This is a genomic window from Deltaproteobacteria bacterium, assembly GCA_030654105.1.
GTDB lineage: Bacteria > Desulfobacterota > SM23-61 > SM23-61 > SM23-61 > JAHJQK01.
Genome location: JAURYC010000126.1, coordinates 1 through 23,521 on the forward strand (window position 1 = coordinate 1; position 23,521 = coordinate 23,521).

At 51.7% G+C, this 23,521-nt stretch carries 25 protein-coding genes; 24 read left to right on the forward strand and 1 reads right to left on the reverse strand.

The genetic code is table 11. The features are described 5' to 3' along the window. The first annotated feature begins 101 nt into the window (after positions 1 to 101). The 16 genes from Q7V48_04920 to pyrF all read left to right on the forward strand — a co-directional run bounded on the left by Q7V48_04920 (position 102) and on the right by pyrF (position 14,859). Positions 102 to 2,078 carry a CoB--CoM heterodisulfide reductase iron-sulfur subunit A family protein gene (locus Q7V48_04920; protein ID MDO9210075.1) on the forward strand — a complete coding sequence of 659 codons (1,977 nt, stop codon included), beginning with the start codon at positions 102 to 104 and terminating at the stop codon, positions 2,076 to 2,078. Positions 2,079 to 2,169: 91 nt separating this feature from the next. After that, the gene (locus tag Q7V48_04925) at positions 2,170 to 2,658 is read left to right on the forward strand and encodes a hydrogenase iron-sulfur subunit (GenBank protein MDO9210076.1); all 489 of its coding nucleotides are present in this window, start codon (positions 2,170 to 2,172) and stop codon (positions 2,656 to 2,658) included. A gap of 14 nt (positions 2,659 to 2,672) precedes the next feature. Continuing rightward, a complete protein-coding gene (locus Q7V48_04930) occupies positions 2,673 to 3,641 on the forward strand; it encodes a 4Fe-4S dicluster domain-containing protein (GenBank protein MDO9210077.1) in 969 nt (322 codons plus the stop codon). After that, positions 3,625 to 4,659: a 4Fe-4S dicluster domain-containing protein gene (locus Q7V48_04935; GenBank protein ID MDO9210078.1), complete on the forward strand. Its 1,035-nt coding sequence runs from the start codon at positions 3,625 to 3,627 to the stop codon at positions 4,657 to 4,659. Before Q7V48_04930 ends, Q7V48_04935 begins: the two co-directional genes overlap by 17 nt. A gap of 20 nt (positions 4,660 to 4,679) precedes the next feature. Next, positions 4,680 to 5,528 carry an FAD/NAD(P)-binding protein gene (locus Q7V48_04940; GenBank protein ID MDO9210079.1) on the forward strand — a complete coding sequence of 283 codons (849 nt, stop codon included), beginning with the start codon at positions 4,680 to 4,682 and terminating at the stop codon, positions 5,526 to 5,528. Positions 5,529 to 5,850: 322 nt separating this feature from the next. Then, entirely contained in the window at positions 5,851 to 6,333 is a 483-nt protein-coding gene (locus Q7V48_04945) for a CarD family transcriptional regulator (protein ID MDO9210080.1), read from the forward strand. A gap of 56 nt (positions 6,334 to 6,389) precedes the next feature. Next, complete coding sequence (locus tag Q7V48_04950; protein MDO9210081.1) at positions 6,390 to 7,418, forward strand: TRAM domain-containing protein; 1,029 nt, start codon at positions 6,390 to 6,392, stop codon at positions 7,416 to 7,418. Between the two features lie 129 nt (positions 7,419 to 7,547). After that, a complete protein-coding gene (ispD, locus tag Q7V48_04955; GenBank protein ID MDO9210082.1) occupies positions 7,548 to 8,240 on the forward strand; it encodes a 2-C-methyl-D-erythritol 4-phosphate cytidylyltransferase in 693 nt (230 codons plus the stop codon). A gap of 263 nt (positions 8,241 to 8,503) precedes the next feature. Further along, positions 8,504 to 8,977, forward strand: coding sequence for a 2-C-methyl-D-erythritol 2,4-cyclodiphosphate synthase (gene ispF / locus Q7V48_04960; GenBank protein ID MDO9210083.1), 474 nt, complete (start codon positions 8,504 to 8,506; stop codon positions 8,975 to 8,977). An 84-nt stretch (positions 8,978 to 9,061) separates the two neighbouring features. Then, positions 9,062 to 10,537: a glutamate--tRNA ligase gene (gene gltX, locus Q7V48_04965; protein ID MDO9210084.1), complete on the forward strand. Its 1,476-nt coding sequence runs from the start codon at positions 9,062 to 9,064 to the stop codon at positions 10,535 to 10,537. Next, positions 10,527 to 11,543, forward strand: a complete 1,017-nt coding sequence (rfaE1, locus tag Q7V48_04970) for a D-glycero-beta-D-manno-heptose-7-phosphate kinase (GenBank protein ID MDO9210085.1) — start codon at positions 10,527 to 10,529, stop codon at positions 11,541 to 11,543. Before gltX ends, rfaE1 begins: the two co-directional genes overlap by 11 nt. A gap of 9 nt (positions 11,544 to 11,552) precedes the next feature. Beyond that, positions 11,553 to 12,140 carry a DUF4416 family protein gene (locus Q7V48_04975; GenBank protein ID MDO9210086.1) on the forward strand — a complete coding sequence of 196 codons (588 nt, stop codon included), beginning with the start codon at positions 11,553 to 11,555 and terminating at the stop codon, positions 12,138 to 12,140. Positions 12,141 to 12,200: 60 nt separating this feature from the next. Beyond that, entirely contained in the window at positions 12,201 to 13,079 is an 879-nt protein-coding gene (locus Q7V48_04980) for a YicC/YloC family endoribonuclease (GenBank protein ID MDO9210087.1), read from the forward strand. A gap of 145 nt (positions 13,080 to 13,224) precedes the next feature. Then, on the forward strand, positions 13,225 to 13,845 hold the full coding sequence (gmk, locus tag Q7V48_04985; protein MDO9210088.1) for a guanylate kinase: 621 nt from the start codon (positions 13,225 to 13,227) through the stop codon (positions 13,843 to 13,845). A gap of 43 nt (positions 13,846 to 13,888) precedes the next feature. Next, complete coding sequence (gene rpoZ / locus Q7V48_04990) at positions 13,889 to 14,116, forward strand: DNA-directed RNA polymerase subunit omega (GenBank protein MDO9210089.1); 228 nt, start codon at positions 13,889 to 13,891, stop codon at positions 14,114 to 14,116. Continuing rightward, a complete protein-coding gene (gene pyrF / locus Q7V48_04995; protein MDO9210090.1) occupies positions 14,113 to 14,859 on the forward strand; it encodes an orotidine-5'-phosphate decarboxylase in 747 nt (248 codons plus the stop codon). Before rpoZ ends, pyrF begins: the two co-directional genes overlap by 4 nt. Here the strand turns inward: pyrF and Q7V48_05000 are convergent. After that, on the reverse strand, positions 14,851 to 15,192 hold the full coding sequence (locus Q7V48_05000; GenBank protein MDO9210091.1) for a cupin domain-containing protein: 342 nt from the start codon (positions 15,190 to 15,192) through the stop codon (positions 14,851 to 14,853). The two genes, pyrF and Q7V48_05000, sit on opposite strands and share 9 nt — an antisense overlap. Before the next feature lie 154 nt (positions 15,193 to 15,346). On the opposite strand from Q7V48_05000, the gene Q7V48_05005 reads away from it, so the two are divergent. From Q7V48_05005 to leuC, 8 genes are all read left to right on the forward strand, one after another. Then, positions 15,347 to 15,583, forward strand: coding sequence for a DUF465 domain-containing protein (locus Q7V48_05005; protein ID MDO9210092.1), 237 nt, complete (start codon positions 15,347 to 15,349; stop codon positions 15,581 to 15,583). 4 nt (positions 15,584 to 15,587) lie between these two features. Beyond that, positions 15,588 to 17,291 (forward strand): biosynthetic-type acetolactate synthase large subunit, encoded by a 1,704-nt coding sequence (ilvB, locus tag Q7V48_05010; protein ID MDO9210093.1) that lies wholly within the window; start codon positions 15,588 to 15,590, stop codon positions 17,289 to 17,291. Between the two features lie 7 nt (positions 17,292 to 17,298). Continuing rightward, a complete protein-coding gene (ilvN, locus tag Q7V48_05015; protein MDO9210094.1) occupies positions 17,299 to 17,829 on the forward strand; it encodes an acetolactate synthase small subunit in 531 nt (176 codons plus the stop codon). Between the two features lie 42 nt (positions 17,830 to 17,871). Beyond that, entirely contained in the window at positions 17,872 to 18,876 is a 1,005-nt protein-coding gene (ilvC, locus tag Q7V48_05020) for a ketol-acid reductoisomerase (GenBank protein MDO9210095.1), read from the forward strand. After that, a complete protein-coding gene (locus Q7V48_05025) occupies positions 18,873 to 19,523 on the forward strand; it encodes a phosphatidylserine decarboxylase family protein (protein ID MDO9210096.1) in 651 nt (216 codons plus the stop codon). Before ilvC ends, Q7V48_05025 begins: the two co-directional genes overlap by 4 nt. Beyond that, a complete protein-coding gene (pssA, locus tag Q7V48_05030; protein ID MDO9210097.1) occupies positions 19,520 to 20,299 on the forward strand; it encodes a CDP-diacylglycerol--serine O-phosphatidyltransferase in 780 nt (259 codons plus the stop codon). The genes Q7V48_05025 and pssA overlap by 4 nt, the downstream gene beginning before the upstream one ends. Positions 20,300 to 20,384: 85 nt before the next feature. Next, entirely contained in the window at positions 20,385 to 21,905 is a 1,521-nt protein-coding gene (locus Q7V48_05035; GenBank protein ID MDO9210098.1) for a 2-isopropylmalate synthase, read from the forward strand. Between the two features lie 2 nt (positions 21,906 to 21,907). Then, positions 21,908 to 23,185 carry a 3-isopropylmalate dehydratase large subunit gene (gene leuC, locus Q7V48_05040; GenBank protein MDO9210099.1) on the forward strand — a complete coding sequence of 426 codons (1,278 nt, stop codon included), beginning with the start codon at positions 21,908 to 21,910 and terminating at the stop codon, positions 23,183 to 23,185. Positions 23,186 to 23,521: the final 336 nt, after the last annotated feature.

Consider the following 23,521-nt stretch of genomic DNA (forward strand, 5'->3'; position numbering starts at 1 on the left):
AGACTGATCGTTGATTTATTTGTTTTGGTACTGGCTTTTTAATTATTCTTATTCTCTGTGATCTCTGTGTTCTCTGTGGCAAAAAAAACAAGGAATAGACGATGGCGCGAATCGGAGTTTTTGTCTGTCACTGCGGTACGAACATTGCCGGAACGGTTGACGTCAAGTACGTGGCAGAGGAGATGTCCAAAGAGAAGGGAGTGATCATCTCCCGCGACTATAAATACATGTGCTCCGACCCGGGGCAAAATATCATTAAGGAATATATTCGCCTGTACAAATTAGACCGGGTGGTCGTGGCTTCCTGTTCCCCCCTTCTCCATGAACGCACTTTCCAGAATACGGTGAAAGAAGAGGGATTGAACCCCTACCTGATGGAGATGGCCAACATCCGCGAGCAATGCTCCTGGGTACACAAAGACCGGGCCGAGGCCACGCTCAAGGCCATCGAGTTGATCAAAATGTCCGTGGCCAAGGTTCGCATGAACGAACCTCTTTTCCCCAAAAGAATTCCCCTGGAGCGCAAAGCTCTGGTCATCGGCGGGGGGATCTCGGGGATGCAAGCGGCCTTAGACATCGCCATGGTGGGCCACCCGGTGATCCTGGTAGAAAGGGCGCCTTCGATCGGTGGCCGGATGGCCCAATTCGACAAAACCTTTCCTACCCTGGATTGCGCAGCCTGTATTTTGACGCCCAAGATGGTGGACGTGCGCAGCAACCCGAACATCCGCATTCTAACCTACTCGGAAGTGGAGAGCGTCGAAGGGTACGTGGGCAATTTCGAAGTTAAGATCCGCAAAAAAGCGCGTTCCGTTGACATGTCCAAGTGCACGGGCTGCGGAGAATGCATGCAGAAATGCCCCAGCCGGGTGGATAGCGAGTTCGACCTGGGTCTGGGAAAACGCAAAGCCATCTATATTCCCTTCCCCCAGGCCGTACCCAATGTACCGGTCATCGATCGGGCCCATTGCCGTTTTTTCACCCAAGGGAAATGCAAAGTATGCCAGAAAGTCTGTCCAGCGGAGGCGATTAACTACGAACAGACGGACGAGATCATTACGGAAAAAGTCGGGGCCATTGTCGCCGCCACAGGATTCGATCTATCCGACCCCAATGATTACAGTGAATACGGCGGCGGTCGGTATAAAGATGTGATCAACGGGCTGCAATTCGAACGCATGATCAATGCCTCCGGGCCGACGGAGGGGCATTTAAAGCGGCCCTCGGATGGCAAAGAGCCCAAAACCATTGTTTTCATCCAATGCGTGGGCTCCCGGGATGAAAACTTAGGCCGCCCTTACTGCTCCAAGATGTGCTGCATGTACACGGCCAAACATGCCATCCTAACCAAGGAGCACATTCCCGATGCCCAGGTTTACGTCTTCTACATTGATATCCGGGCCGCAGGAAAAAATTATGAGGAATTTGTCCGGCGGGCCATCGAACAGTACGGGGCGAACTACCTTCGGGGAAGGGTCTCGCGAATTTTTGAGAAAAACGGCAAGTTGATCGTACGCGGAGCCGACACGCTCTTACGGAGCCAGGTGGAAATCGAAGCGGATATGGTGGTCTTGGCCACAGCCCTGGTGGCCCGCAGCGATGCGATCAAAGTAGCGCAAATGTTGGGGATCCCGTACGATCAAAATCGCTTTTTTACGGAGATGCATCCCAAACTGGCGCCCGTGGAAAACGTGACAGCGGGCATCTATCTCACCGGCGCCTGTCAGGCCCCTAAGGATATACCCGATTCCGTAGCTTCAGCCAGTGGGGCCTCGGTGAAAGTTTGCGTCCTCTTTGCCAATGAGGAATTGATCTCCGACCCGATGACCGCCCAGATTAATCCGGCGCTGTGCTCGCTCTGCAAAACCTGCGTAGACCTATGCCCGTTTAGCGCCATCGTCGAGGAAGAGGTGAAGAGGCCCGATGGCCAAACTCAAAGACAGATGCGCGTGATCGACGGGGTTTGCCATGGCTGCGGGGCCTGCGTGGCTTCCTGCCGCCCGGGGGCGATCACCCTGAAGGGATACACCGATCAACAGATTTTCTCGGAGATCGAATCACTGGCGAGTAATTTTTAGGGTTTAAGGTATAAGGCTCAAGGCATAAGGTAATAGGCAAAAATTCCTTGCCCCTTGCACCCTGTACCTTGCGCCGTATATAGAGGTGTCCATGGGAGCAAAGCTGGAAACGAAAGAGAAAGAAAAAAAATGGGAGCCAAAGATTTTGGCTTTCCTCTGCCGGTGGTGTAGTTATGCCGGTGCCGATCTGACCGGCTCTTCGCGGACCAGTTATCCCCCCAATGTGCGCATCTTGCGCGTCCCCTGTTCTGGCCGGGTCAATCCGTTATTTATCCTCAAAACCCTTCGTTCCGGAATGGATGGGGTGCTGGTCTCGGGATGCCATCCCGGAGATTGCCACTACACGGCAGGAAATTACAATGCCCGCCGAAAATTTGCCATCCTCGCCAGGCTTTTAGAGTATGTAGGTATCGATCCCAGGCGCGTTCAATTTTCCTGGATTTCGGCTTCGGAAGGGGACAAGTTTGCTAAGGTGGTGAGCAAAGTGGTGGCCGATGTGCAAGCCCTTGGGCCCAACGAATTGTTCCGGCTTCCCCAGGGAGGACAAACCGCGAAAGGGGCGGCGAGCGCCCATGAATAGGATGGAAAACAGATATGTCCGCACCAATCCCTGAAATCAAAAAAGAGGACCTCGTCGGTCTGGTAAAAAGTCTTTTCCAAGAAGGCAGGGTGGATCATTTCCTCGCTTACCAGAAAGGGACGGTGAAGTTCAAGACGACCCCTTTAATTGCCCACCAAGAGGAGGACCTGCAGGGACTTGTGGTGGACGATTTTTTCCATTCCAACCTGGCTCTTTACCTGAAAGAGATCAAAGGGCGGGTGGGTATTTTGACGAAAGGATGCGACAGCCGATCTCTGGTTTCTCTCATCAAAGAAGGACAAGTAAAACGGGAAGATCTCTATATCGTGGGCATTCCTTGTCCGGGTCAGATCGATCCCAAGAGAGTTGCTGCTGCCGCCTCTTGTGCGATCGAGGAATTGGAAGAAATCAACCGGCGGGGCCAGGAGATTGTGATCCGGGTCAGCGGGCAAGAAAAAACCTTGCCGAAGATTCAGGCCCTTATGGAAAAATGCCTTGCTTGCCATTATCCCCAACCCCTGATCTTCGATGCCCTTCTTTCTGGAGATTACGTTGCGCCAGTATCCCCAATAACCCGCTCCCCGGACGATCTCCGCCCCAAACCTATCGCGGAAAAATGGGCCTTCTGGTCGGGGCAGTTTGAACGGTGCATCCGTTGCTATGCCTGCCGCAATGTTTGCCCGGCCTGTTTCTGCCCCCGCTGCCTGGTGGAAGAGAATATGCCTCAGTGGGTTTCCCCCTTGCCGTCAAAAGGGGATAATTTCGTATTTCACCTGATGCGCCTGATGCACGTCGCTGGAACCTGCGTATCCTGTGGAGAGTGTGAACGGGTATGCCCCATGGAAATCCCTTTAATGAAGCTCAATGAAAAGATGGCCGAGGATCTCCGGGAGCTCTTTGATTTTGTTGCCGGTGTGGATTTGGACAAAGCTCTTCCTTTCCGAACGTACCGCCAGGAAGACCCCGATGATTTCATCAAGTGAACGAAGGTTCAAAATGTACCTTAAAATTACCCCCAAAAAATTGATTCAATGGTTGGACGGATTGAAAGCCCAGGCTGAAGTCTTAACACCGGCCAAGGTGGACGGCGTGTGGACTTACACTCTTTCCGACCTTCAGACCCTCCCTCAGCATTACTTTAATTCCCGTATATCACCCAAGAGTTTGTTTTTTCCATCCCTGCAGGCCTTGCTCGGCTGGAGGTCATCTGACAGCTCGCTGCAGTTAAGCTCCACCCCCCCTCCGGATGGCCAACGGGCTATCTTGGGCTTGAGGCCCTGTGACGCTAGGGCGTTACGCATCCTTGAACCAGTTTTCTTGAAAGATTATCAGGATGTTTTTTATTCCCAGAATCTCTTGCGCACCCTTCTTTTGGGGCAGGCCTGCCAAGCGCAATGCGAAGGTTCCTTCTGCGAAGAGATGGGTATTGACCCTCAAGATTCAGCGGACGTGGACCTATTCTTCAGGGAAATTCCGGGAGGATATTTAGTCAAGGTTGTCACGGAAAAAGGCAAAAATCTGGCAGGAGCCGGAGACTTATTTGAGGAATCCTCTGAGAAGGAATGGAATGCGGGACAAAGGGAAATTCGGGGGAGAAGGGATAAACCCCTCTTTGATTTAGAAAGGGTGAAGGCCGGGGCCGGGGAGCGCTTCCCGGATGAAGATTTCTGGAGGCGGGTTTCGGATAAGTGCATCAATTGCGGGGTGTGTACCTACCTGTGCCCCACCTGCCACTGCTTCGACCTCTGTGACCTGCAGATGCCTGGCCAGGGAGTTCGCTTCCGCTGCTTCGATAGCTGCGCCTTCCCGGGTTTTACCAAAATGGCCGTACACAACCCCCGGGAGGAAAAGTGGCGGCGTTACCGCCAGAGGGTGAACCACAAGTTTAACTTTTTCTACCAAAACTTCCAGACCGTAGCCTGCGTGGGTTGCGGGCGCTGCGTAATTCATTGTCCGGTTAACCTTGATCTGCGGGAAGTTTTGCTGGCAATCGCCCGGTGAATCAGACGAAGAGGGATCCGATGAACGAGCAAGTCCAGGGAAAAAACATTTATCAGCCTTACCTCATGGAGATCATCAAAGTCGTCCCCGAAACTGGGGACACCAAAACTTTTCACATTCAATTCCAAGAGGCCTCCCTGCGGGAGAGTTTTTCATTTGTGGCCGGCCAATTTGCCGAATATTCCGTCTTCGGGGAGGGGGAGGCTACTTTCTGCATTTCTTCCAGCCCCACCCGGATGAGCCATCTGGAGTTCAGTGTGAAACGAGTGGGCCGGGTGACCCATGCCCTCCACCAATTAAACGAGGGCGATACCATAGGTTTTCGGGGGCCTTACGGAAACCATTTTCCTTTGGATAAGCTCAAAGAAAAAAACCTTTTGTTCATTGGCGGGGGGATCGGCATGGCCCCCCTCCGTTCGCTGATTCATAATGTTGTGGACACCCGAGCGGATTACCGGGAAATCACCATTCTTTATGGCGCCCGAAGTCCGCAAGATCTTTGTTTCCAATACGACCTGGAAAGCTGGGGGGGTAATCCTTCCCTCGAAATGGTTACAACCGTTGATGTCGGTGATGACAATTGGAAGGGGAAAGTAGGTTTGGTGCCCATGGTCCTGGAGGAAATCAAGCCTTCTTCCAAGGAAACGATGGCCATCACCTGCGGCCCGCCGATCATGATTCGTTATACCCTTAAGTCCTTAGAAAAACTCGGTTTTACTCCATCTCAGGTCTGGACCACCCTGGAGATGAAGATGAAGTGCGGCCTGGGGAAATGCGGCCGCTGCAACATAGGCCCTCTCTATGTTTGCCAAGATGGGCCTGTTTTCAGCTTGGAAGAAATTAAAAAATTCACTTCCGACGAATTTTAAAGGCAATATATACCCCTTTTCGCACCCAAGAATCCATCCCTCCCTAAAATAATCCATCTCTTTCTTTTTCCCCTACCCGCTTGCCCTAACCGGGGGTCAAATTGCCCGTCAATAACCTTACCACTCTTAATTTTTTCCAATTACCTTTTATTGTTGCTTAGGTGGAAGAACGGGGCTCTTCGGGTGGTCCTGGCCAATCTCCCCGAATTTATGAACGAAAATGAAAAGTGAAGGATGGTAAGACAGGACCAGAATAATATTGACTTAAGTACCTTAGAGGTGCTAAAATCATAAATAAGATAGATAGCAGGGAGGCGGGGAAATGTTTAAGATTGGCGATAAGGCGGTCTATCCTGCGCATGGTGTGGGAATTATCGAAGACATTAAATGTAAAGTGATCTCGGGAAATAAAAGAACCTTCTATGTTTTGAGAATTTTAGAGAAAGAGATGACCATTATGATTCCCACTGACAATGCCGAAAGTGTTGGGCTGAGGGGGATCATCGATAAAAAGGAAGTTCCCAAGGTTTTCCGCATTCTTTCCGAAAGAAACGGGAAGATTGATTGCCAGACCTGGAATCGCCGATACCGCGAGTATATGGAAAAAATCAAATCCGGATCGGTTTTTGAAGTAGCCGAAGTTTTACGGGATCTGGTTCACTTGAAAAACGACAAAGCCCTTTCCTTTGGAGAGCGACAAATGCTCGACCTGGCCCAGAACCTTCTGGTCAAGGAGCTCTCCATCGCCAAAAACATGGCCGAAGATAAAGTTCGTCTTCGCCTCCTGAGCATCTTCAATATCTGAAAATCAGCTCTTCTATTCAAAAATTCCACGAAGAAAGGAGGTGAGAAAAGGTGGGGATGTTTATCCTGCGGATCTTGCTGTTAATGGCCACTGGCAGTAGTGGTTTTTTTCTGGGGCAGCAGGTTTCCCAGCTCCCGGAGTCCAGTTTATGGGGGATGGGGATCGGCTTATTCATCGGGATTCTCGTGATTTTATTCGAACGCGGCATTAAACAGATGCCGCTGAAAGTGGTCGTCGGTGGGGCCATCGGGTTGGTTTTGGGTTTGATGCTAGCCAACCTTTTGACCAGCGCCTTCTTTACCGGCCTCTTTGAGCGGCTGGAAGTTAATTTTTCAGCGTATGTTCTCATTAATAGTGCCCTCGGCTACCTGGGTTTGATCTTGGGGATCAAAAAGGGGAAAGAGTTTGAACCAACAAAAATTTCCTGGTTCTCCAAAGGAGTACCCCAAGGAAGCAACGGGCATAAAGTCCTGGATACCAGCGTAATCATCGATGGACGCATCGCGGATATTTGTGATACGGGATTCATGGAAGGGACGTTTATCATTCCCCAATTTATCCTCCAAGAATTGCGCCACATCGCAGACTCCTCGGATCCTTTAAAGCGCGGAAGGGGGCGGAGGGGCCTGGATGTTTTGAATAGAATTCAAAAGCAAAACAATTTGGAAGTCAAAATCGTCGATCAGGACTACCCCAAAATCCAGGAAGTAGACGCCAAGTTGATCGCCTTGGCCAAGGATACAAATGCCAAAATCATTACCAATGATTTTAACCTCAACAAGGTAGCCGAACTGCAAGGAATTCCGGTGCTGAACATCAACCAGCTCTTCAACGCTCTGAAACCGGTCGTTCTCCCTGGTGAAATCATGAATGTGAAAATTTTGAAAGAAGGGAAAGAACCCGGACAAGGCGTGGCTTATCTGGATGATGGAACTATGGTGGTGGTGGATAACGCCCGGCGTTATATGGGCAAGAATGTTGACGTTTCCGTAACCAGCGTACTCCAGACCACTGCTGGGCGGATGATTTTCACCCTCTTGAAAGAAGACGCCCCGGAGAATTTTTATCAAAGTTTTAACCATTGATAAATACCCTTAGGGGGAGAATTACCCAGAATTTCCCTCGGAAATTCTGGGTTTTCTTTATGCCCACGGGGCGAGTCGTTGAGTGGCCACTCGAGGGTTCCCCCTCGCCGGGCTACGGAAAATAGGCAGATGATGCGCGTAGTGGCCTTAATCCCAGCAGCGGGCCGGGGGAGGCGGATGGGCAAGGAAATACCCAAAGCCTCTCTTTCTTTAGGAGGAATTCCTCTCTTATGGCACACTCTCCAAAAATTCGAAGGCTGCACGCAGGTGGATGAGATTTTACCGCTGGTTCCCCCGAAGGAAGTCTCCTTTTGGACCGATGAAATTGGGCGCCGCTCAAAGCTCAAGAAGGTTCAGAGAGTATTGGCCGGAGGGGAGGAACGGCAAGATTCGGTTTTTTTGGGGTTGAAAGCCATCGCGGGAAACGCGGATTGGGTCATTATCCATGACGGGGCCCGGCCTTTTGTTCCTCCCGAGTTAATCGAGCGAGCCCTATCTGAAACCCGCCGCTGGAAAGCGGTAACTGCGGCGCTACCTGCCGGGGAGACCATCAAGGAAGTTTCCCTGGAAAAGGAAGTTTTAAGAACAGTGGATCGCGGCTCCCTTTGGATCATCCAGACCCCCCAATCCTTCGAGTACAGCTTGATCCTTAGCGCCCATGAGAAAGCCCGAGAAGAACGGTTTTGCGGGACCGACGATGCTTCTTTGGTGGAGCGGTTGGGAATTCCAGTACGGGTGATCGAAGGTTCCCGCTTTAATTTTAAGATCACGACGCCTGAAGACCTGATCTTAGGGGAAGCGTTGCTGCAATACTTAAAATAAAGTTTCAAGTTGCGAGTTTCGGGTTACAGGTTTCAGGTTGGAAGTTGCAGGTTGTGAGTTGCGAGTCATGCCTAAATTCAGTTATTCTTCTATTTTTAACTTGAAACCCGCAACCCGCAACTCGATTGTATAGGAAATTGCTTTTTGGACACGGATTCACCCAGAAAATCGCTTAGCGCTATGCGCATAGCGTCTTTTTTGTTTCTGTGGTTATCTGCGAAAATCTGCGTCCTATTACATTTAAACTTTTTTTTGGAGTTTTGATGCTAATTGGTTTTGGTTACGACATCCATCGGCTCGTCGAAGGCCGAAGGCTGATCCTGGGGGGAGTGGAAATTCCTTACGAAAAAGGACTTGAAGGGCATTCGGATGCCGATGTTCTATTGCATGCTGTTTGCGACGGGCTGTTGGGAGCCATGGGCGAAGGGGATATCGGGAAACACTTTCCCAACACCGACCCTCAATTCCGGGGAATCTCCAGCTTAAAGTTGCTCAACATCGTGGCCTCGATGGTGGCCGAGCGGAGCTTAACTGTGGAAAACCTCGATACCACGGTCATTGCCGAACAACCCCGGATCATGCCTTACGTTCCCCAGATGAGGACCAAGATCGCTGAAACCATGAACATTTCCGAGGGGAAAGTCAACATCAAAGCGACTACGTCCGAGGGTTTGGGATTTGTAGGTGAAGGAAGAGGTATCGTTGCCTATGCCATCGTGCTCCTAAAAAAAGTTTAGAGTTTCGAGTAAAAAGTTACGAGTTAAAACCTTTTTATTTTTTTACTGGTCACTCATCACTCTTAACTATTCACTGTATTGACTATGGAAGATCGTATCCGCGTTCGTTTTGCTCCCAGCCCTACCGGCCTGTTACACGTGGGAAATGCCCGTACGGCCCTTTTTAACTTCCTTTTTGCCCGGCAGAAGGGGGGAACTTTCATCGTACGCCTGGAGGATACGGACCTGGAGCGCTCCACCATTGAAGCCGAGAGTGCTATTCTGCAGGACCTGCGCTGGTTGGGGCTCGACTGGGACGAGGGGCCAGGCCAGCCCGGGGCTTATGGACCTTACCGCCAGTCCGAACGCCTGGGGGTGTACCGGCGGTATGCTGGGGAACTTCTGGAAAAAGGGAAGGCCTACCGCTGTTATTGTACGTTGGAAGAATTGGAGGAAAAGCGAAAGCGCTCTTTGGCCAAAGGGATTCCTCCCCTATACGATGGCCATTGCCGGAATTTAACTCCGGAAGAAGAGCAGGCGCTTTCTGCCGCCGGCCGTCCTGCCTCTTTGCGGTTTAAAGTGGAGGCCCGGACCATTGAATTTCAAGACCTGGTAAAAGGGCGAGTGTCTTTTGATGGCCAAAGGATTGGAGATTTCATTATTTTGCGTTCCGATGGGGGAGCCCCTTACAACTTCGCCGTGGTAGTAGACGACGGGCTGATGGCCATTACCCATGTCATTCGGGGGGAAGATCACCTAACGAACACCCCCCGTCAACTTCTCCTCTATAAGACTTTGGGATTTCTTCCCCCCCAATTCGCCCACCTTCCTTTAATCCTGGGGCCAGACCGAACCCCTTTGAGCAAACGCCATGGAGCTACAACCGTAGCTCATTTTCGGGAGGAGGGTTATCTGCCCGAAGCCCTGGCCAATTGCTTGGCTTTACTGGGCTGGTCTTGCGAAGATGCCCAAGAGATTTTTAGCTTGGGAGAACTGATCAAAAATTTTTCTCTGGAACGGGTATCCCGCAGTTCCGCAATCTTCAATTATGAGAAGTTAAAGTGGGTAAACCGGAACCATTTGAAAAGTCTTGCGGAGGAGAGAAAGCTGGAGTTGGCCTGGCCATTTTTGCAAAAAAAAGGTATAAATGTTGAAAAAATGGGGGAGTCATGGTGGAAATCCGCCCTGGAAGTAGTCTGGGAGGAGGTGGATAACCTCTCCCAGCTCGACGAGCACTTATCGATTTTTAGCGATGAGGGTTGGAAGGTGGAGCCCGAAGCCCAAAACCTTCTCCAAAAAGAAGAAAGCGGGAAGGTACTCCAGGCGCTGAAAGATGAACTGCGAACCGTTGAAGAGGTCAACGCCAGCAATTATAAACGGATCGTATCCAGCCTGGCCAAGCGGGTAAATCTTTCTGGACGGGGCCTTTACATGCCTTTGCGGGCGGCCTTGACGGGAAAAATTCGCGGCCCGGAATTAGAAAAAATTTTTATTCTCCTGGGAAAAGAAAGAGTGCTGCAAAGGGTGGAATCAGCCCTTACGCTAACGGGGTCAGAGAGGAGCAGGCGCGGTGAATCATAACGAATTACTTCCTTTTATTTCCAAGTTCCCAGATACCCGGATTATGGTCATCGGGGACCTGATGGTTGATGAATATATTTGGGGGAATGTTTCCAGGGTCTCTCCGGAAGCACCCGTCCCCGTGGTGAGCGTGACCTCCGAAAGTTTGCGTCTGGGTGGAGCAGGGAACGTGGTTAACAACATCCACACCCTCGGAGGGAAGGTTTTACTGGCGGGAATTGTAGGCAATGACGAGATGGGGCGGAAAGTGATCCACGACCTGCACAAGATGGGCCTGGAAACCAAAGGAGTCATCGTCGAACCAGAAAGAGTTACCACCGTGAAGACGCGGATCATCGCCCAACATCAGCAGGTGGTTCGTTATGACCGGGAAATTACCCGGCCGATTCATCCGGAAAATATCCAACAGATTCTTTCTCTGTTGGAAGGGGGGATCAATGAATTAGATGCCGTCCTGGTCTCCGATTATGGGAAAGGGGTCATTTGTGAACCTTTGATGGAGCGGGTACGTTCCCTCACTCAAAGAGCCGGGAAAATTTTAGCTGTGGATCCGAAAGTAAAGAATTTTCCTCTCTTCCGGGAAGTAACCATCATAACCCCCAACCATTACGAAGCGGCGGAAGCAACCGGACGCTGGATTATGAGCGAGGAAGATCTGATGACTGTTGGCCGGACCTTGCTTCAGCGGTTGCAAGTCCAATCTGTTTTGATCACCCGGGGAGAGAAAGGGATGACCCTTTTTCAGCACAACGGAGAAGTAATCCACATCCCCACGATGGCCAAAGAGATTTATGATGTTACCGGCGCGGGGGATACGGTAATCTCGGTACTAACACTGGCCATGGCCAGTGGGGCCACCGCCAAGGAAGCTGCGATACTTTCCAACATCGCCGCCGGAATCGTCGTGGGAGAAATTGGGACAGCGACCATCAAAGCTTCAGAACTGGAAGATGCTGTGAGAAATGGCATCCGGGAGAGGCGCAAGAGAGTCGGTTCCAACCCCTGAGGATATGTTGTGAGTTTGCCCCGTTCCCCCCAGGCCGTGAAGTTAGTGATGAGTTTTATCTTGGCGGAAGAGAAAGCTTTCGCTTCGGCAATCTCAGAGGCCGACCAGCAATACGGGCCGGTGGATTTTTTGACCGAACCTTTACCCTTTGACTTCACCGCCTATTACGAGCCGGAGATGGGCAGAGGCCTTAGACGCAGGTTGGCCGGTTTTGGGCTCTTGACTGCACCCGAACAGTTGCCAGAAATAAAACTCTGGACGAATGCGCTGGAATCAAAGTTCCTGAACGAACGGGGGGGTCGGAAAGTAAATATCGATCCAGGGTACTTGGCGGCTTCTAAGTTTATCCTGGCCACGGGGAAGGATTATAGCCACAGGGTTTACCTCGGACAGGGAATTTACGGGGATTTAACGTTATGGTTCCAAAAGGGGGTTTTTACCCCCCTGCCCTGGACTTATCCGGATTATGCTTCCCAACCATTAATCGGCCTGATCAATCTTCTGCGCAAGCGCTACCTATGGCAGCTGAAAAACCCAGAGGCCCAGGGTCCAAGGGTTCAAGGAGCCAAGAACAATTCTCCTGGGGAAGCCGGATGAAAAAAATCTGCAATCCGCAATCTAAAATTTAAAATTCCTTAAACCCTTTAAGGTGGATTTATGATTAAAAGCATGACCGGTTATGGTCGGGGTGAATGGCAGGGAGAAGGGCAACGGGTGGAAGTGGAGGTCAAGTCCTTCAACCACCGCTACTGCGACATTCTACCGCACCTTCCCCGAAGGCTGAACGCTCTGGAGGGGCAGATACGGAATTACGTCAAACAACGGGTTTCCCGGGGACGGATCGAGGTATTTGTGCAAATCGGCGACTCTTCCCCCGTGGAACAAAAGTTGGAATTGGACCTCAACTTGGCCCGTGATTATCACCTGGCTTTAAAGGCTTTGCAGGAAAATTTGGGAATCCCTGGGGAGATCCGCATAGAAACCCTATCCAACTTCAAAGAGATTTTCACTCGGAAAGAGGTGGAAACGAACCTAGAAAAAGAATGGGCCGCTTTACAGGAAGCCCTGGGAGGGGCGCTGGGCCAACTGGAAAACATGCGCCGCGAGGAAGGCCTGATGCTCCGCCAAGATTTCTTGAACCGGCTGAAAACCGTGGAAGAAATGTTACAGGGAATTGAAGAAAAAGCCCCGTTGGCGCTGCGGGCTTGCCGCGACCGACTGGCCCAGCGAGTTCAGGAGCTTTGCGGAGGACTACAAATCGATGAAGCTCGCCTGGCGCAGGAAGTGGCCTACCTGGCTGAACGCAGCGACCTCAATGAGGAGTTGGTGCGTATTGGTAGTCATCTCAGCCAGTTTCGGGAAATGATGGACCGTCCTGAACCCATGGGGAGAAAGTTAGATTTTCTCCTCCAGGAAATCAATCGGGAAGCTAACACCATAGGCTCGAAAGCCAGCGATGCGGGGATCGCCCAGTTGGCCGTGGGAATTAAAAGTGAGCTGGAGAAGATACGCGAGCAGGTTCAGAACGTGGAATAATTATTAGCCGCAGAGGGCACAGAGATCACCGAGATAAAAAAGTTTGGAGTTCGGAGTTAATGGTCTCGCTCCGAACTCCAATATCTGAACTCCGAACCCATTCTGTTTCTCCTGCGTTCTCCGCGTGCACTGCGGGAAGATTTTAATGACCAAGAAAATGAATAAAGGATTGCTGTTTGTAGTTTCCGCACCCTCGGGGACGGGAAAGACGACCCTCTGCCGGGCGATGACCCGAATCTTTCCTGGTCTTCATTACTCCATCTCTCACACCACTCGCCAACAACGCCCCGGTGATGAAAACGGTCAAGATTACCATTTCATCTCCCCCCAAGAATTTCAGCAAATGATCGATCGTAGCGAATTCGTGGAATGGGCGGAGATTTATGGCCATCGCTACGGCACATCTCGGGCTGTTGTGGAAAAAGTCTTGGAGGAAGGCCGGGATGTTATTCTGGATATAGATGGACAGGGGGCAAAGCAGATCCACGATAAAAAGTTGCCAGGGGCCTTCATCTTCCTCCTTCCTCCTTCCTTAGAGGAATTGGAACGGAGGTTGTCCAACCGCCGAACCGAAAGGAAAGCGGCCATGGAGGAGCGCCTGAGGAAAGCGAAGGCCGAAATGGCTGAGGCTTATTGGTATGACTACCTGATCGTCAATGATGAACTGGAAAAAGCCCAGGAACAATTGCAAGCCGTCATCCTGGCAGAACATTGTCGGCGAGAAAGGATGAGCGAGTTCTTAGATGAAATACTTACCGCTAAATAAATCCTGAAAATTCGGATAATCCACGTCCCAAGAGGAGGGGAAAATGGCTCGAATTTCGGTAGAAGATTGTTTGAAAAAGGTACCCAATCGTTTCGATCTGGTGCAGCTGGCAGCCACCCGAACGAAACAATTGCTCAAGGGGTCTAAACCCCGGGTGCAAACGGACAATAAAGAAATTGTCTGCGCCCTACGGGAAATCGCCGCCGGCAAAGTGACCCTGGCAAAACCCAAAGGGAGAATTGCGCAGGAAAAAAACGAGGAAGGAAAATGAGGGAAGCCGTTCGCAGAAAGATTATCTTTGCCCTCGATGTGGCCACTTTAGAAGAAGTGCGGCGTTTCGTGGGCTTGCTGAAAGACCGGGTAGGGTTGTTCAAGGTTGGACTGGAGCTTTTCACTGCCTTCGGCCCAGAGGCGGTAAAAGCGGTTCAAGAAGAAGGCGGGGATGTTTTTCTCGACCTGAAACTCCATGATATCCCCAACACAGTAGCCCGGGCAGCGGAAGAAGCCGTCAAATTGGGTGTGCCAATGTTCAACCTTCATGCCACCGGCGGGATGGAAATGATGCGTGCAACAGCACAGCGTTGCCGCAATATGGCCGAAAAGTTGAATCGGCCCAGGCCCATAATCTTAGCCGTGACCATTCTTACCAGCCTGGATGAAGAGAACCTCAAAGAGATAGGTTGGATCGGGCCGGTATCGGAGCACGTCGTCCACCTGGCAGAATTAGCCCAAAAGGCAGGAATCGATGGAGTTGTTGCCTCGCCCCAGGAAATCATTTCCATACGCCAGCGCTGTGGCCCGCAATTCATCATCGTGACCCCCGGGATCCGCCCGGCGTTTGCCGCACCCGGCCAAGATGACCAGAAACGGGTAATGACCGCCAAGGAAGCCATCACCGCCGGAGCGGACTATATCGTCATCGGCCGCCCTGTTCGCTTGGCCCAAGATCCGGCCGCGGCCATGGACCAGGTGATTGCCGAGATCAGTTGCATACCCTACTCCGAACTAAAATAACGGGGGAGCAAAGACATCGTAATTCAAAATCTCCTCGGTGACATCATAGATCCTGTGCCGGGTATTTTTAGGGACGCGGACAAAAGTGCCTTTCTCGATGTCGAAATCTCCGATGCCATCAATCCACATTTTTCCTTTTCCGGAAAGGAGGAAAATTATATCCTCCTGGATTTCATGGGTATGCTCGGGGATCTCCTTGCCCACGGGAATTTTAACCAGGAAGCAGGTCACATCGGCCTGATCCAATTTCCGGGTAACCAGCAGCTTGATCTGAATGGGCAAAAAGGGATGAGGCTCCCAGGTTAAATCTTTTTCTCTTTTAACGGAATTCATGGTACCTCCGGGAATGAGTATTAAGTGTTGAGGGTTCAATGGGCCTGGCGGCTTAAACCTTAGGTCCCCAGATTTGACAAATGGGCTTTCTTAGTATAAGATTTTACTTTCATTCTTGCAATCGATTGCTATTTTTTGAAAAGGAGGAGAGGCGATGGAGAAGCGTGACCTGGAACTCGTCCAGAAGTACATCTCCAGCGACCCCGAGCTGAAGCGAGATATGGATGAGCACGAAGAATTTGAACGCAGACTTGCGGAACTGAGCCGTCATTTGTACCTCACGCCTGAGGAAGAAGTGGAACGAAAAAAAATCCAAAAATTGAAACTCGCTGGCCGCGATCGGATCGAGGCCATTCTCGCTAAATACCGATCCCAGGGCGCACGGGGGTAAAGTTTTGAAGAAAACGGGAGCGGAAATTCTCTTTGAGAGTCTGAAGCTGGAAGGGGTGGATACAATCTTCGGATTTCCCGGAGGAGCTGTCCTAAGCATTTACGACACGCTGTTGAAATATTCCGAAGAAATCCGCCACATCCTTGTGCGCCATGAACAGGGAGCCGTGCATGCGGCCGATGGGTATGCCCGCTCTTCGGGCAAAGTGGGGGTTTGCCTGGTGACTTCCGGCCCCGGCGCCACCAATGCCGTAACCGGCATCGCCACCGCCTACATGGATTCTGTTCCTCTGGTGGTCTTCACCGGTCAAGTGCCCACCATGCTCATCGGCAACGATGCTTTTCAGGAGGCAGACATTGTCGGCATCACCCGTCCCTGTACCAAGCACAATTACCTGGTCAAAGACGTCAAGGACCTGGCTGCGATCATTAAACAGGCCTTCCACTTGGCCAGGACAGGAAGGCCCGGCCCGATCCTTGTGGATCTACCCAAAGATGTAATGGCCGACAGTACGGAGTTCGCCTACCCTGCCAAGGTCAAGATGCGCAGCTATAATCCAACGTACCAGGGTCATCCCGGACAGATCAGAAGAGCGGTAAAACTCATCGCTCAAGCCCAAAAGCCTTTGATTTATGCCGGTGGGGGAGTCATCCTCTCCAACGCTTCCAAAGAACTTGCTTCCTTGGCCCAAAAGTTTTCCATTCCTGTAACGACGACCCTCATGGGATTGGGAGGCTTCCCGGGAACGAACCCTCTCTTCTTGGGTATGCTCGGAATGCATGGAACCTTTCAGGCCAATATGGCCATCACCCATTGTGATGTGCTCATTGCGGTTGGGGCCCGGTTTGACGACCGGGTAACGGGTAAGGTGGAAACCTTTTCTCCCCGCTCTCAAAAAATCCATATCGACATCGACCCCACTTCCATCTCCAAGAATGTTCTTGTGGACATTCCCATCGTTGGCGATGTCAAGAATGTCCTCAAAGCGATGCTCAAATTCTTCGAGGAAGAACCCGCTCAGGATTGGCTCCAAGCGCGGGTGGACTGGTTGAAGCAGATTGAGGAATGGATAAAAACATCCCCTTTAACTTATAAATCCGGCCCCTGCATTAAACCCCAATTCGTTGTAAAAAAGATCAACGAAATTACTCAAGAAATCACGGGGGGCAACTTCATCATCACCACGGAAGTAGGCCAGAATCAGATGTGGACGGCCCAGTTTTTTACCTTTACCCAGCCACGTACGTTGATCACCTCTGGCGGGTTAGGCACAATGGGTTATGGTTTCCCCGCAGCCATTGGCGCGCAGGTGGCCTTCCCGGATAAAACCATCATCGATATCGCTGGCGACGGAAGCTTCCAGATGAACATTCAGGAGTTGGCCACGGCCGTTCAATATAAACTTCCGGTGAAGGTGGCGGTGTTGAACAACCACTGCCTGGGTATGGTGCGCCAATGGCAACAGCTTTTCTGCGCGCAGCGCTATTCCCAAACTATATTCGAGGTCGCTCCTGACTTCGTCAAGCTGGCCGAAGCTTACGGGGCCGTTGGCCTGCGGGCAACCAAGCCGGAAGAAGTTGAACCGGTCATCCGCGAGGCCCTGGCGATTCGCCAGCCCGTGGTTATGGATTTCGTAGTGGATCGGGACGAATGTGTTTATCCCATGGTTCCGGCTGGCGCGGCCTTGACCGAAATGCTTCTGGTATAAGGGGAAAATGCGACACGTTATATCGGTTTTAGTGGATAATGAACCGGGAGTCCTCTCCCGGATCTCCGGGCTCTTTAGTGGCCGGGGTTTTAACATCGAGAGCCTAAATGTGGCCGAGACCTTAGACCCGTCGATTTCGCGGATGACTCTGGTCACCCGCGGGAACGTCCAAATCGTTGAACAAATCATTAAACAACTGAACAAACTGGTCAACGTGATCAAAGTTCTCGAGCTTACGGGTTCTGATTATGTGGAACGGGAAATGGCCCTGATCAAAGTAACAGCCGAGACGACCTCGCGAGCTGAAGTTCTACGGATCGTAGACATTTTCCGGGGGAAGGTGGTGGACGTTTCCCCAAAATCCTTTACCCTGGAAATTACCGGAGATGAAAAAAAGATCCAGGCCGTCATTGACCTTCTCGTTCCCATCGGCATCATGGAAATTGTGCGCACGGGAAAAGTAGCGATCACCCGGGTCCGCAAAGAAGGAGCCAATGCGAGTGGGATACGGGAAAAAGATCTTCAAAAATCTTCCTAGTTGAACAACGCGTTAAACTATCTTGTTTTAAGGAGGGATTACATGGCAAAAATTTACTACGACAAAGATGCCGACCTGAACGTACTCCGAGGGAAAAAAGTGGCCATTATCGGGTACGGCAGCCAGGGCCACGCCCAGGCCCTGAACTTACGGGATTCCGGAGTGGATGTCATCGTAGCCGAGCTGGAAGGAACCGAGAACTATGATTTGGCCAAGAAGCACGGTTTCAAGCCCATGACGGCTGCGGAAGTTTCCGCCCAGGGGGACCTTATCCAGATTCTGGCCCAAGACAATGTTCAGGCTGCCCTCTACCAAAAAGACGTTAAGCCCAATTTAAAACCGGGTAAGACCCTGGTCTTTTCCCATGGGTTCAACATTCATTATCATCAGATCGTTCCTCTCCCCCAGGTGGATGTGATCATGATTGCCCCCAAGAGCCCGGGCCATATTCTCCGGCGGGAATTCGAGACCGGCACCGGAGTTCCCGGCCTGCTGGCGATTTTCCAGGACTATACGAAGAAAGCAAAGGAAACCGCTTTGGCCTATGCCAAAGGCATCGGCTGTACGCGGGCAGGGGTCATCGAGACCACCTTTAAAGAAGAAACCGAGACGGACCTATTGGGGGAACAGGCGGTTCTCTGCGGGGGAGTCACCGAGCTGATTAAAGCCGGGTTTGATACCCTGGTGGAGGCTGGATACCAGCCCGAAATTGCCTACTTTGAGTGCCTGAATGAACTCAAACTCATAGTCGATTTGATCTATGAGGGAGGATTCAGCTGGATGCGCTATTCCGTGAGCGATACTGCAGAGTACGGGGACTATTATGCCGGCCCCAAGGTTATTACCCAGGAAACCCGCCAGACCATGAAGAAACTCCTCCGCGACGTTCAGGATGGCACCTTCGCCAAAAACTGGATCCTGGAGAATCAGGCCGGGCGGCCCATCTACAATGCCCGGAAGAAGGAAGAAGCCGAGCATCTCATCGAAAAAGTCGGTAAGGAATTACGGGCCATGATGCCCTGGATCAAACCCAAGGGGAAAGTGTGAGCCGATCCACCCTAAGAATCCCCGTGGCCAAGGAGGGGGCTATTTTCATTCTCCCCTTGGCCACCCTCTCTTTGATCCTTTGGATTCTGTGCTTTACGGCCTTAGCGGGGGTTTTCTCTCTCCTCACCCTTTTTGTTATCTACTTTTTCCGGGACCCAGAGCGATCCATTCCTCCGGGAGAGAAGGCCGTTCTTTCGCCAGCCGACGGGAAAATCATCAAGGTAGAACCTTGTTGGGAAGAACACTTGCTGAAAGGGCCAACCCTCAAAGTGAGCATCTTCATGTCCCTTTTCAATGTCCACGTAAACCGTATCCCTCTGACTGGGCGCATTATCGATTCCTCCTATCAAACGGGAAAATTTATCCGGGCCAACTTAGATAAAGCTTCCACTGTGAATGAGCAGAATGCCCTGCTGATGGAAGCTCCGGATGGAACGCGCTTGTTGTTCGTCCAAATCGCCGGCTTAATCGCTCGTCGGATTGTCTGTTGGATTAAGAAGGGAGACGTGGTGGAACGGGGTTGCCGATTCGGAATGATCCGCTTCGGGTCCCGGGTGGATGTCTATTTACCCGCCAACACCCGCGTTCAGGCCCAGATTGGCCAAAAAGTTTTTGGCGGGCAAACGATATTAGGGGTCTTAATATGAGACGGGAGAAGAAGGAACGCAGAAAAAAAATCGACAGCATGCGCAAGGGGATTTATATTCTCCCCAACCTCTTCACCGCCACCAGCCTTTTTTGTGGTTTTTTCTCGCTCCTCCGTACCCTGCAAGAAGATTTTTACGCAGCGGCCATCTTCATCTTGATTTCCGGCCTATTGGATGGAATGGATGGGAGGGTTGCCCGCTATACGAATACGACCAGCCGCTTCGGCGTAGAATTTGACTCCCTGGCCGACGTCATCGCCTTTGGCGTCGCCCCGGGTATGCTGGTTTTCGCCTGGGCCCTTGAGCCTTTTGGGCGCTTGGGTTGGCTGGCTGCTTTTCTCTACGTGGTCTGTGGAGCCCTGCGCCTGGGCCGCTATAACATTCAGGTGAATACAGTGGAAAGCCGCTACTTCAGCGGCCTGCCGATACCGGCAGCCGCCGGTCTGATCGCCACGGGTATCCTGGTCTTTTACAAGCTGGGCGATATAGGGGTCAGTAAACACCTGACGGTCCTCATCGCCACTTATATTTTGGCTTTTTTAATGGTGAGTACGGTGAAGTATTATGGGTTCAAGGACATCGAGCTCTTCCGTCGTAAACCTTTTCGCTGGCTGGTGATCGCCATTCTGCTGATTATCGTTGTGGCCTACGAACCCGAATACACTCTCTTTGGCCTCTTTCTGATCTATGCCATCTCTGGCCCTATCATGGCCATCATATTCCTCCGCCGCCGGCGTGCGTCCAGGCCTCTTTTGCCGGAGGAAAAAGCCGTTTAATTCGAAAGGGCGAGGAGAAATGCAGGCTCAGGAGAGGCAGGAGCGGCCTGATATCATTTTTCGTAGTTAAGAGAGGGTTTCAGCCATGGAGAAAATTCGTATCTTCGATACCACGCTGCGCGATGGGGAGCAGTCCCCAGGCGCCAGCATGAATCTGGATGAAAAAATAATGCTTGCCCGCCAACTCGAGCGTTTGAACGTGGATGTGATCGAAGCGGGTTTTCCCAGTAGCTCGCCGGGAGACTTCGAATCGGTTAAACGCATTGCCCAGGAGGTTCAGGAGCCGCAAATCGCCGGCTTGTCCCGAACAACGCCGGGAGACATCGACCGGGCCTGGGAGGCTCTGAAATATGCCCGCAATCCGCTCATCCATGTATTCATCGCTACCTCGGATATTCATCTGCAATATAAGCTGCGCAAGAGCCGCGAGGAAGTTTTGGAAGAAGCGGGCCGGGCCGTGGCTTACGCCAAGCGGTATACCCAGGAAGTAGAATTTTCCGCAGAGGATGCAACTCGCTCAGACCCGGAATATCTGGCTCGGGTCGTCGAGGCGGCCATCGAAGCCGGCGCCACCATCGTCAACATCCCGGACACTGTGGGTTACATCATCCCCACGGAATACGGAAAATTGATTACATTTCTCCGCCAAAAAGTGAAAAACATCCATAAAGCCATCCTGTCCGTTCACTGCCACAACGATCTGGGAATGGCCGTAGCCAACAGCCTGGCGGCTGTGGAAAATGGTGCCCGCCAGGTGGAGTGCACCATTAATGGAATCGGGGAGCGGGCCGGAAATGCTTCCTTGGAAGAGATCGTTATGGCTTTGAAGACGCGGCGCGATTTCTTCTCTTACCAGGTTGGAGTCGTAACCGAGCAGATCTACCCAACAAGCCGACTCCTCTCCGGCATTACGGGTATCCTTGTCCCCCCCAATAAAGCTATCGTCGGCGCTAACGCCTTTGCCCATGAAGCCGGCATCCACCAGGATGGAGTCCTGAAGGAGAAGACCACTTATGAAATTATGCGCCCGGAATCCGTAGGCATCTCCCATTCCACTCTGGTTCTGGGCAAGCACTCGGGCCGCCATGCTTTCCGGGAGAGGATTAAGACCCTGGGCTATGAACTCAACGAGGCCCACCTGAACCAGGCCTTCCAGCGCTTCAAGGAAGTGGCCGATAAAAAGAAACAGGTCTTCGATGAAGACCTGGAAGCTATTATTGCCGATGAAATTCTGCGCATTCCCGACCAATTCAAATTGGTCAACCTCACCGTGGTCAGCGGTTCGGTAACTGTACCCACAGCCACGGTTCAGATCGAGATCGGAGGGAAACTCTATCAGGAGGCGGGATTTGGGGATGGCCCGGTAGATGCGGCCTACAAAACGATCTCCAGGATTACCAAGACCAAAAGTCACCTACTCAAGTTTTTGGTCAACGCCATCACCGGCGGTACGGACGCCCAGGGGGAGGTCATGGTGATCCTGGAAGAAGAAGGAATCCGGGTCACCGGGCAAGGGGCCCATACCGATATCATCATGGCAGCGGCCAAAGCCTATGTCAATGGACTGAATAAATTAGAGTACCAAAAGCGTATCAAGGGAGTTTGAAAATGATTCGACCGATGACCATTAGCGAAAAGATTCTGGCCGAACATGCCGGCCTCCGGGAAGTCGAACCCGGGCAACTGATCAACGCCCGGGTCGATTTGGTTCTGGGCAATGACATTACCGCGCCCATCGGCATCGAGGAATTCCGCCGGGCCGGGGCCACGAAAGTTTTTGATCCGGACAAAGTCGTACTCATTCCCGATCATTTCGTTCCGAACAAAGACATTAAGTCGGCCCAGCAATGCCAGCTCATGCGCCAGTTTGCCCGAGAACAGAATTTAACCCATTATTATGAAGTAGGAGAAATGGGCATCGAACATGCCCTGCTCCCCGAACAAGGGCTTGTCCTTCCCGGCGACCTCGTCATCGGGGCGGACAGCCATACTTGTACCTACGGGGCGCTGGGCGCTTTCTCCACGGGCGTGGGCTCTACGGATTTTGCTGCGGCCATGATTACTGGCGAGGCCTGGTTTCGGGTGCCGGAAACCATCAGAATAATCTACCAGGGGAAGCGCCGCCCCTGGGTGGACGGGAAAGATCTAATCCTTTACACCATCGGCAAGATAGGCGTGGGCGGGGCTTTATACCAGGCAATGGAATTTACCGGGGAGGCCATTGCCAATCTCTCCATGGATAGTCGCCTGACCATGGCCAACATGGCGATCGAGGCCGGAGGAAAAAATGGGATTATAGCTCCCGATAAATTAACCAAAGAATACGTGCAAAGCCGGGCCAAACGCCCCTATAAATTTCACTATAGCGATGGCGAGGCCAAGTACATTCAAACCTTGGATATCGATGTCACCCGGATTGAACCTCAGGTAGCCTTCCCCCATCTGCCCTCCAATGTCAGGCCCATCAGTGCGGTGGGCAATGTGGCCATCGATCAGGCGGTCATCGGTTCCTGTACCAACGGCCGTTTGGAAGACTTGCGCACAGCGGCCCGTGTTCTCAAAGGGAGGAAACGAGCACCTTATACGCGGTTGATTATCATCCCGGCGACCCAGGAGATCTACCGGCAAGCTTTGAAAGAAGGCCTGTTCGAAATCTTTCTGGACGCCCTGGCGGTCATCAGCACCCCGACCTGTGGTCCGTGTCTGGGTGGCTATATGGGCATCTTAAGCAAGGGGGAGCGCGCTGTGACCACGACCAATCGCAATTTCGTGGGGCGGATGGGCCATCCGGAGAGCGAGGTTTATCTGGCTAATCCGGCTGTGGCAGCAGCTTCGGCCATCCTGGGGAGGATTGGTGGTCCGGATGAATTGGGAGTGGCCGTTTGACGGAGGACGATTCGAGAAACAACGAAACCATAGAGAACACAGAAAATAATTTCGTAGTTTCATAGTAAAAAACAAATGAGCTCAATCTTTTCTCTGTCTTACTAACCTTCAATTTCTGAAAATTTTATTAAGAATTTATTAATTTTATCTGTGCTTATCTGTACTACTAACGTTCAAACTTTGAAAATTTTGTTAAGCAATCCCCCCCACCCTATCCCTCCCCGAAGCTGTGAAAAAATTCGGATTTGTAGGGGAGGGGGGAATTATCGAGTTTGAAAATTTGGCAAATGGTTTTTACGGATCAGTCATGGATTCCTCGATAAAAATAGGCACAAT

Excerpts from the sequence above, each read along its gene's own strand:
- pssA (MDO9210097.1), top strand. The coding sequence starts at position 19,520 with ATGAGACGGGAGAAGAAGGAACGCAGAAAAAAAATCGACAGCATGCGC.
- ispD (MDO9210082.1), top strand. The coding sequence starts at position 7,548 with ATGATGCGCGTAGTGGCCTTAATCCCAGCAGCGGGCCGGGGGAGGCGG.
- Q7V48_05005 (MDO9210092.1), top strand. The coding sequence starts at position 15,347 with ATGGAGAAGCGTGACCTGGAACTCGTCCAGAAGTACATCTCCAGCGAC.
- Q7V48_04940 (MDO9210079.1), top strand. The coding sequence starts at position 4,680 with ATGAACGAGCAAGTCCAGGGAAAAAACATTTATCAGCCTTACCTCATG.
- Q7V48_04945 (MDO9210080.1), top strand. The coding sequence starts at position 5,851 with ATGTTTAAGATTGGCGATAAGGCGGTCTATCCTGCGCATGGTGTGGGA.
- ilvN (MDO9210094.1), top strand. The coding sequence starts at position 17,299 with ATGCGACACGTTATATCGGTTTTAGTGGATAATGAACCGGGAGTCCTC.
- ilvC (MDO9210095.1), top strand. The coding sequence starts at position 17,872 with ATGGCAAAAATTTACTACGACAAAGATGCCGACCTGAACGTACTCCGA.
- pyrF (MDO9210090.1), top strand. The coding sequence starts at position 14,113 with ATGAGGGAAGCCGTTCGCAGAAAGATTATCTTTGCCCTCGATGTGGCC.
- Q7V48_05035 (MDO9210098.1), top strand. The coding sequence starts at position 20,385 with ATGGAGAAAATTCGTATCTTCGATACCACGCTGCGCGATGGGGAGCAG.
- Q7V48_05000 (MDO9210091.1), bottom strand. The coding sequence starts at position 15,192 with ATGAATTCCGTTAAAAGAGAAAAAGATTTAACCTGGGAGCCTCATCCC.
- rpoZ (MDO9210089.1), top strand. The coding sequence starts at position 13,889 with ATGGCTCGAATTTCGGTAGAAGATTGTTTGAAAAAGGTACCCAATCGT.
- Q7V48_04950 (MDO9210081.1), top strand. The coding sequence starts at position 6,390 with ATGTTTATCCTGCGGATCTTGCTGTTAATGGCCACTGGCAGTAGTGGT.
- gmk (MDO9210088.1), top strand. The coding sequence starts at position 13,225 with ATGACCAAGAAAATGAATAAAGGATTGCTGTTTGTAGTTTCCGCACCC.
- Q7V48_04930 (MDO9210077.1), top strand. The coding sequence starts at position 2,673 with ATGTCCGCACCAATCCCTGAAATCAAAAAAGAGGACCTCGTCGGTCTG.
- gltX (MDO9210084.1), top strand. The coding sequence starts at position 9,062 with ATGGAAGATCGTATCCGCGTTCGTTTTGCTCCCAGCCCTACCGGCCTG.
- leuC (MDO9210099.1), top strand. The coding sequence starts at position 21,908 with ATGATTCGACCGATGACCATTAGCGAAAAGATTCTGGCCGAACATGCC.
- Q7V48_04935 (MDO9210078.1), top strand. The coding sequence starts at position 3,625 with ATGATTTCATCAAGTGAACGAAGGTTCAAAATGTACCTTAAAATTACC.
- Q7V48_04980 (MDO9210087.1), top strand. The coding sequence starts at position 12,201 with ATGATTAAAAGCATGACCGGTTATGGTCGGGGTGAATGGCAGGGAGAA.
- ispF (MDO9210083.1), top strand. The coding sequence starts at position 8,504 with ATGCTAATTGGTTTTGGTTACGACATCCATCGGCTCGTCGAAGGCCGA.
- Q7V48_04925 (MDO9210076.1), top strand. The coding sequence starts at position 2,170 with ATGGGAGCAAAGCTGGAAACGAAAGAGAAAGAAAAAAAATGGGAGCCA.
- Q7V48_04920 (MDO9210075.1), top strand. The coding sequence starts at position 102 with ATGGCGCGAATCGGAGTTTTTGTCTGTCACTGCGGTACGAACATTGCC.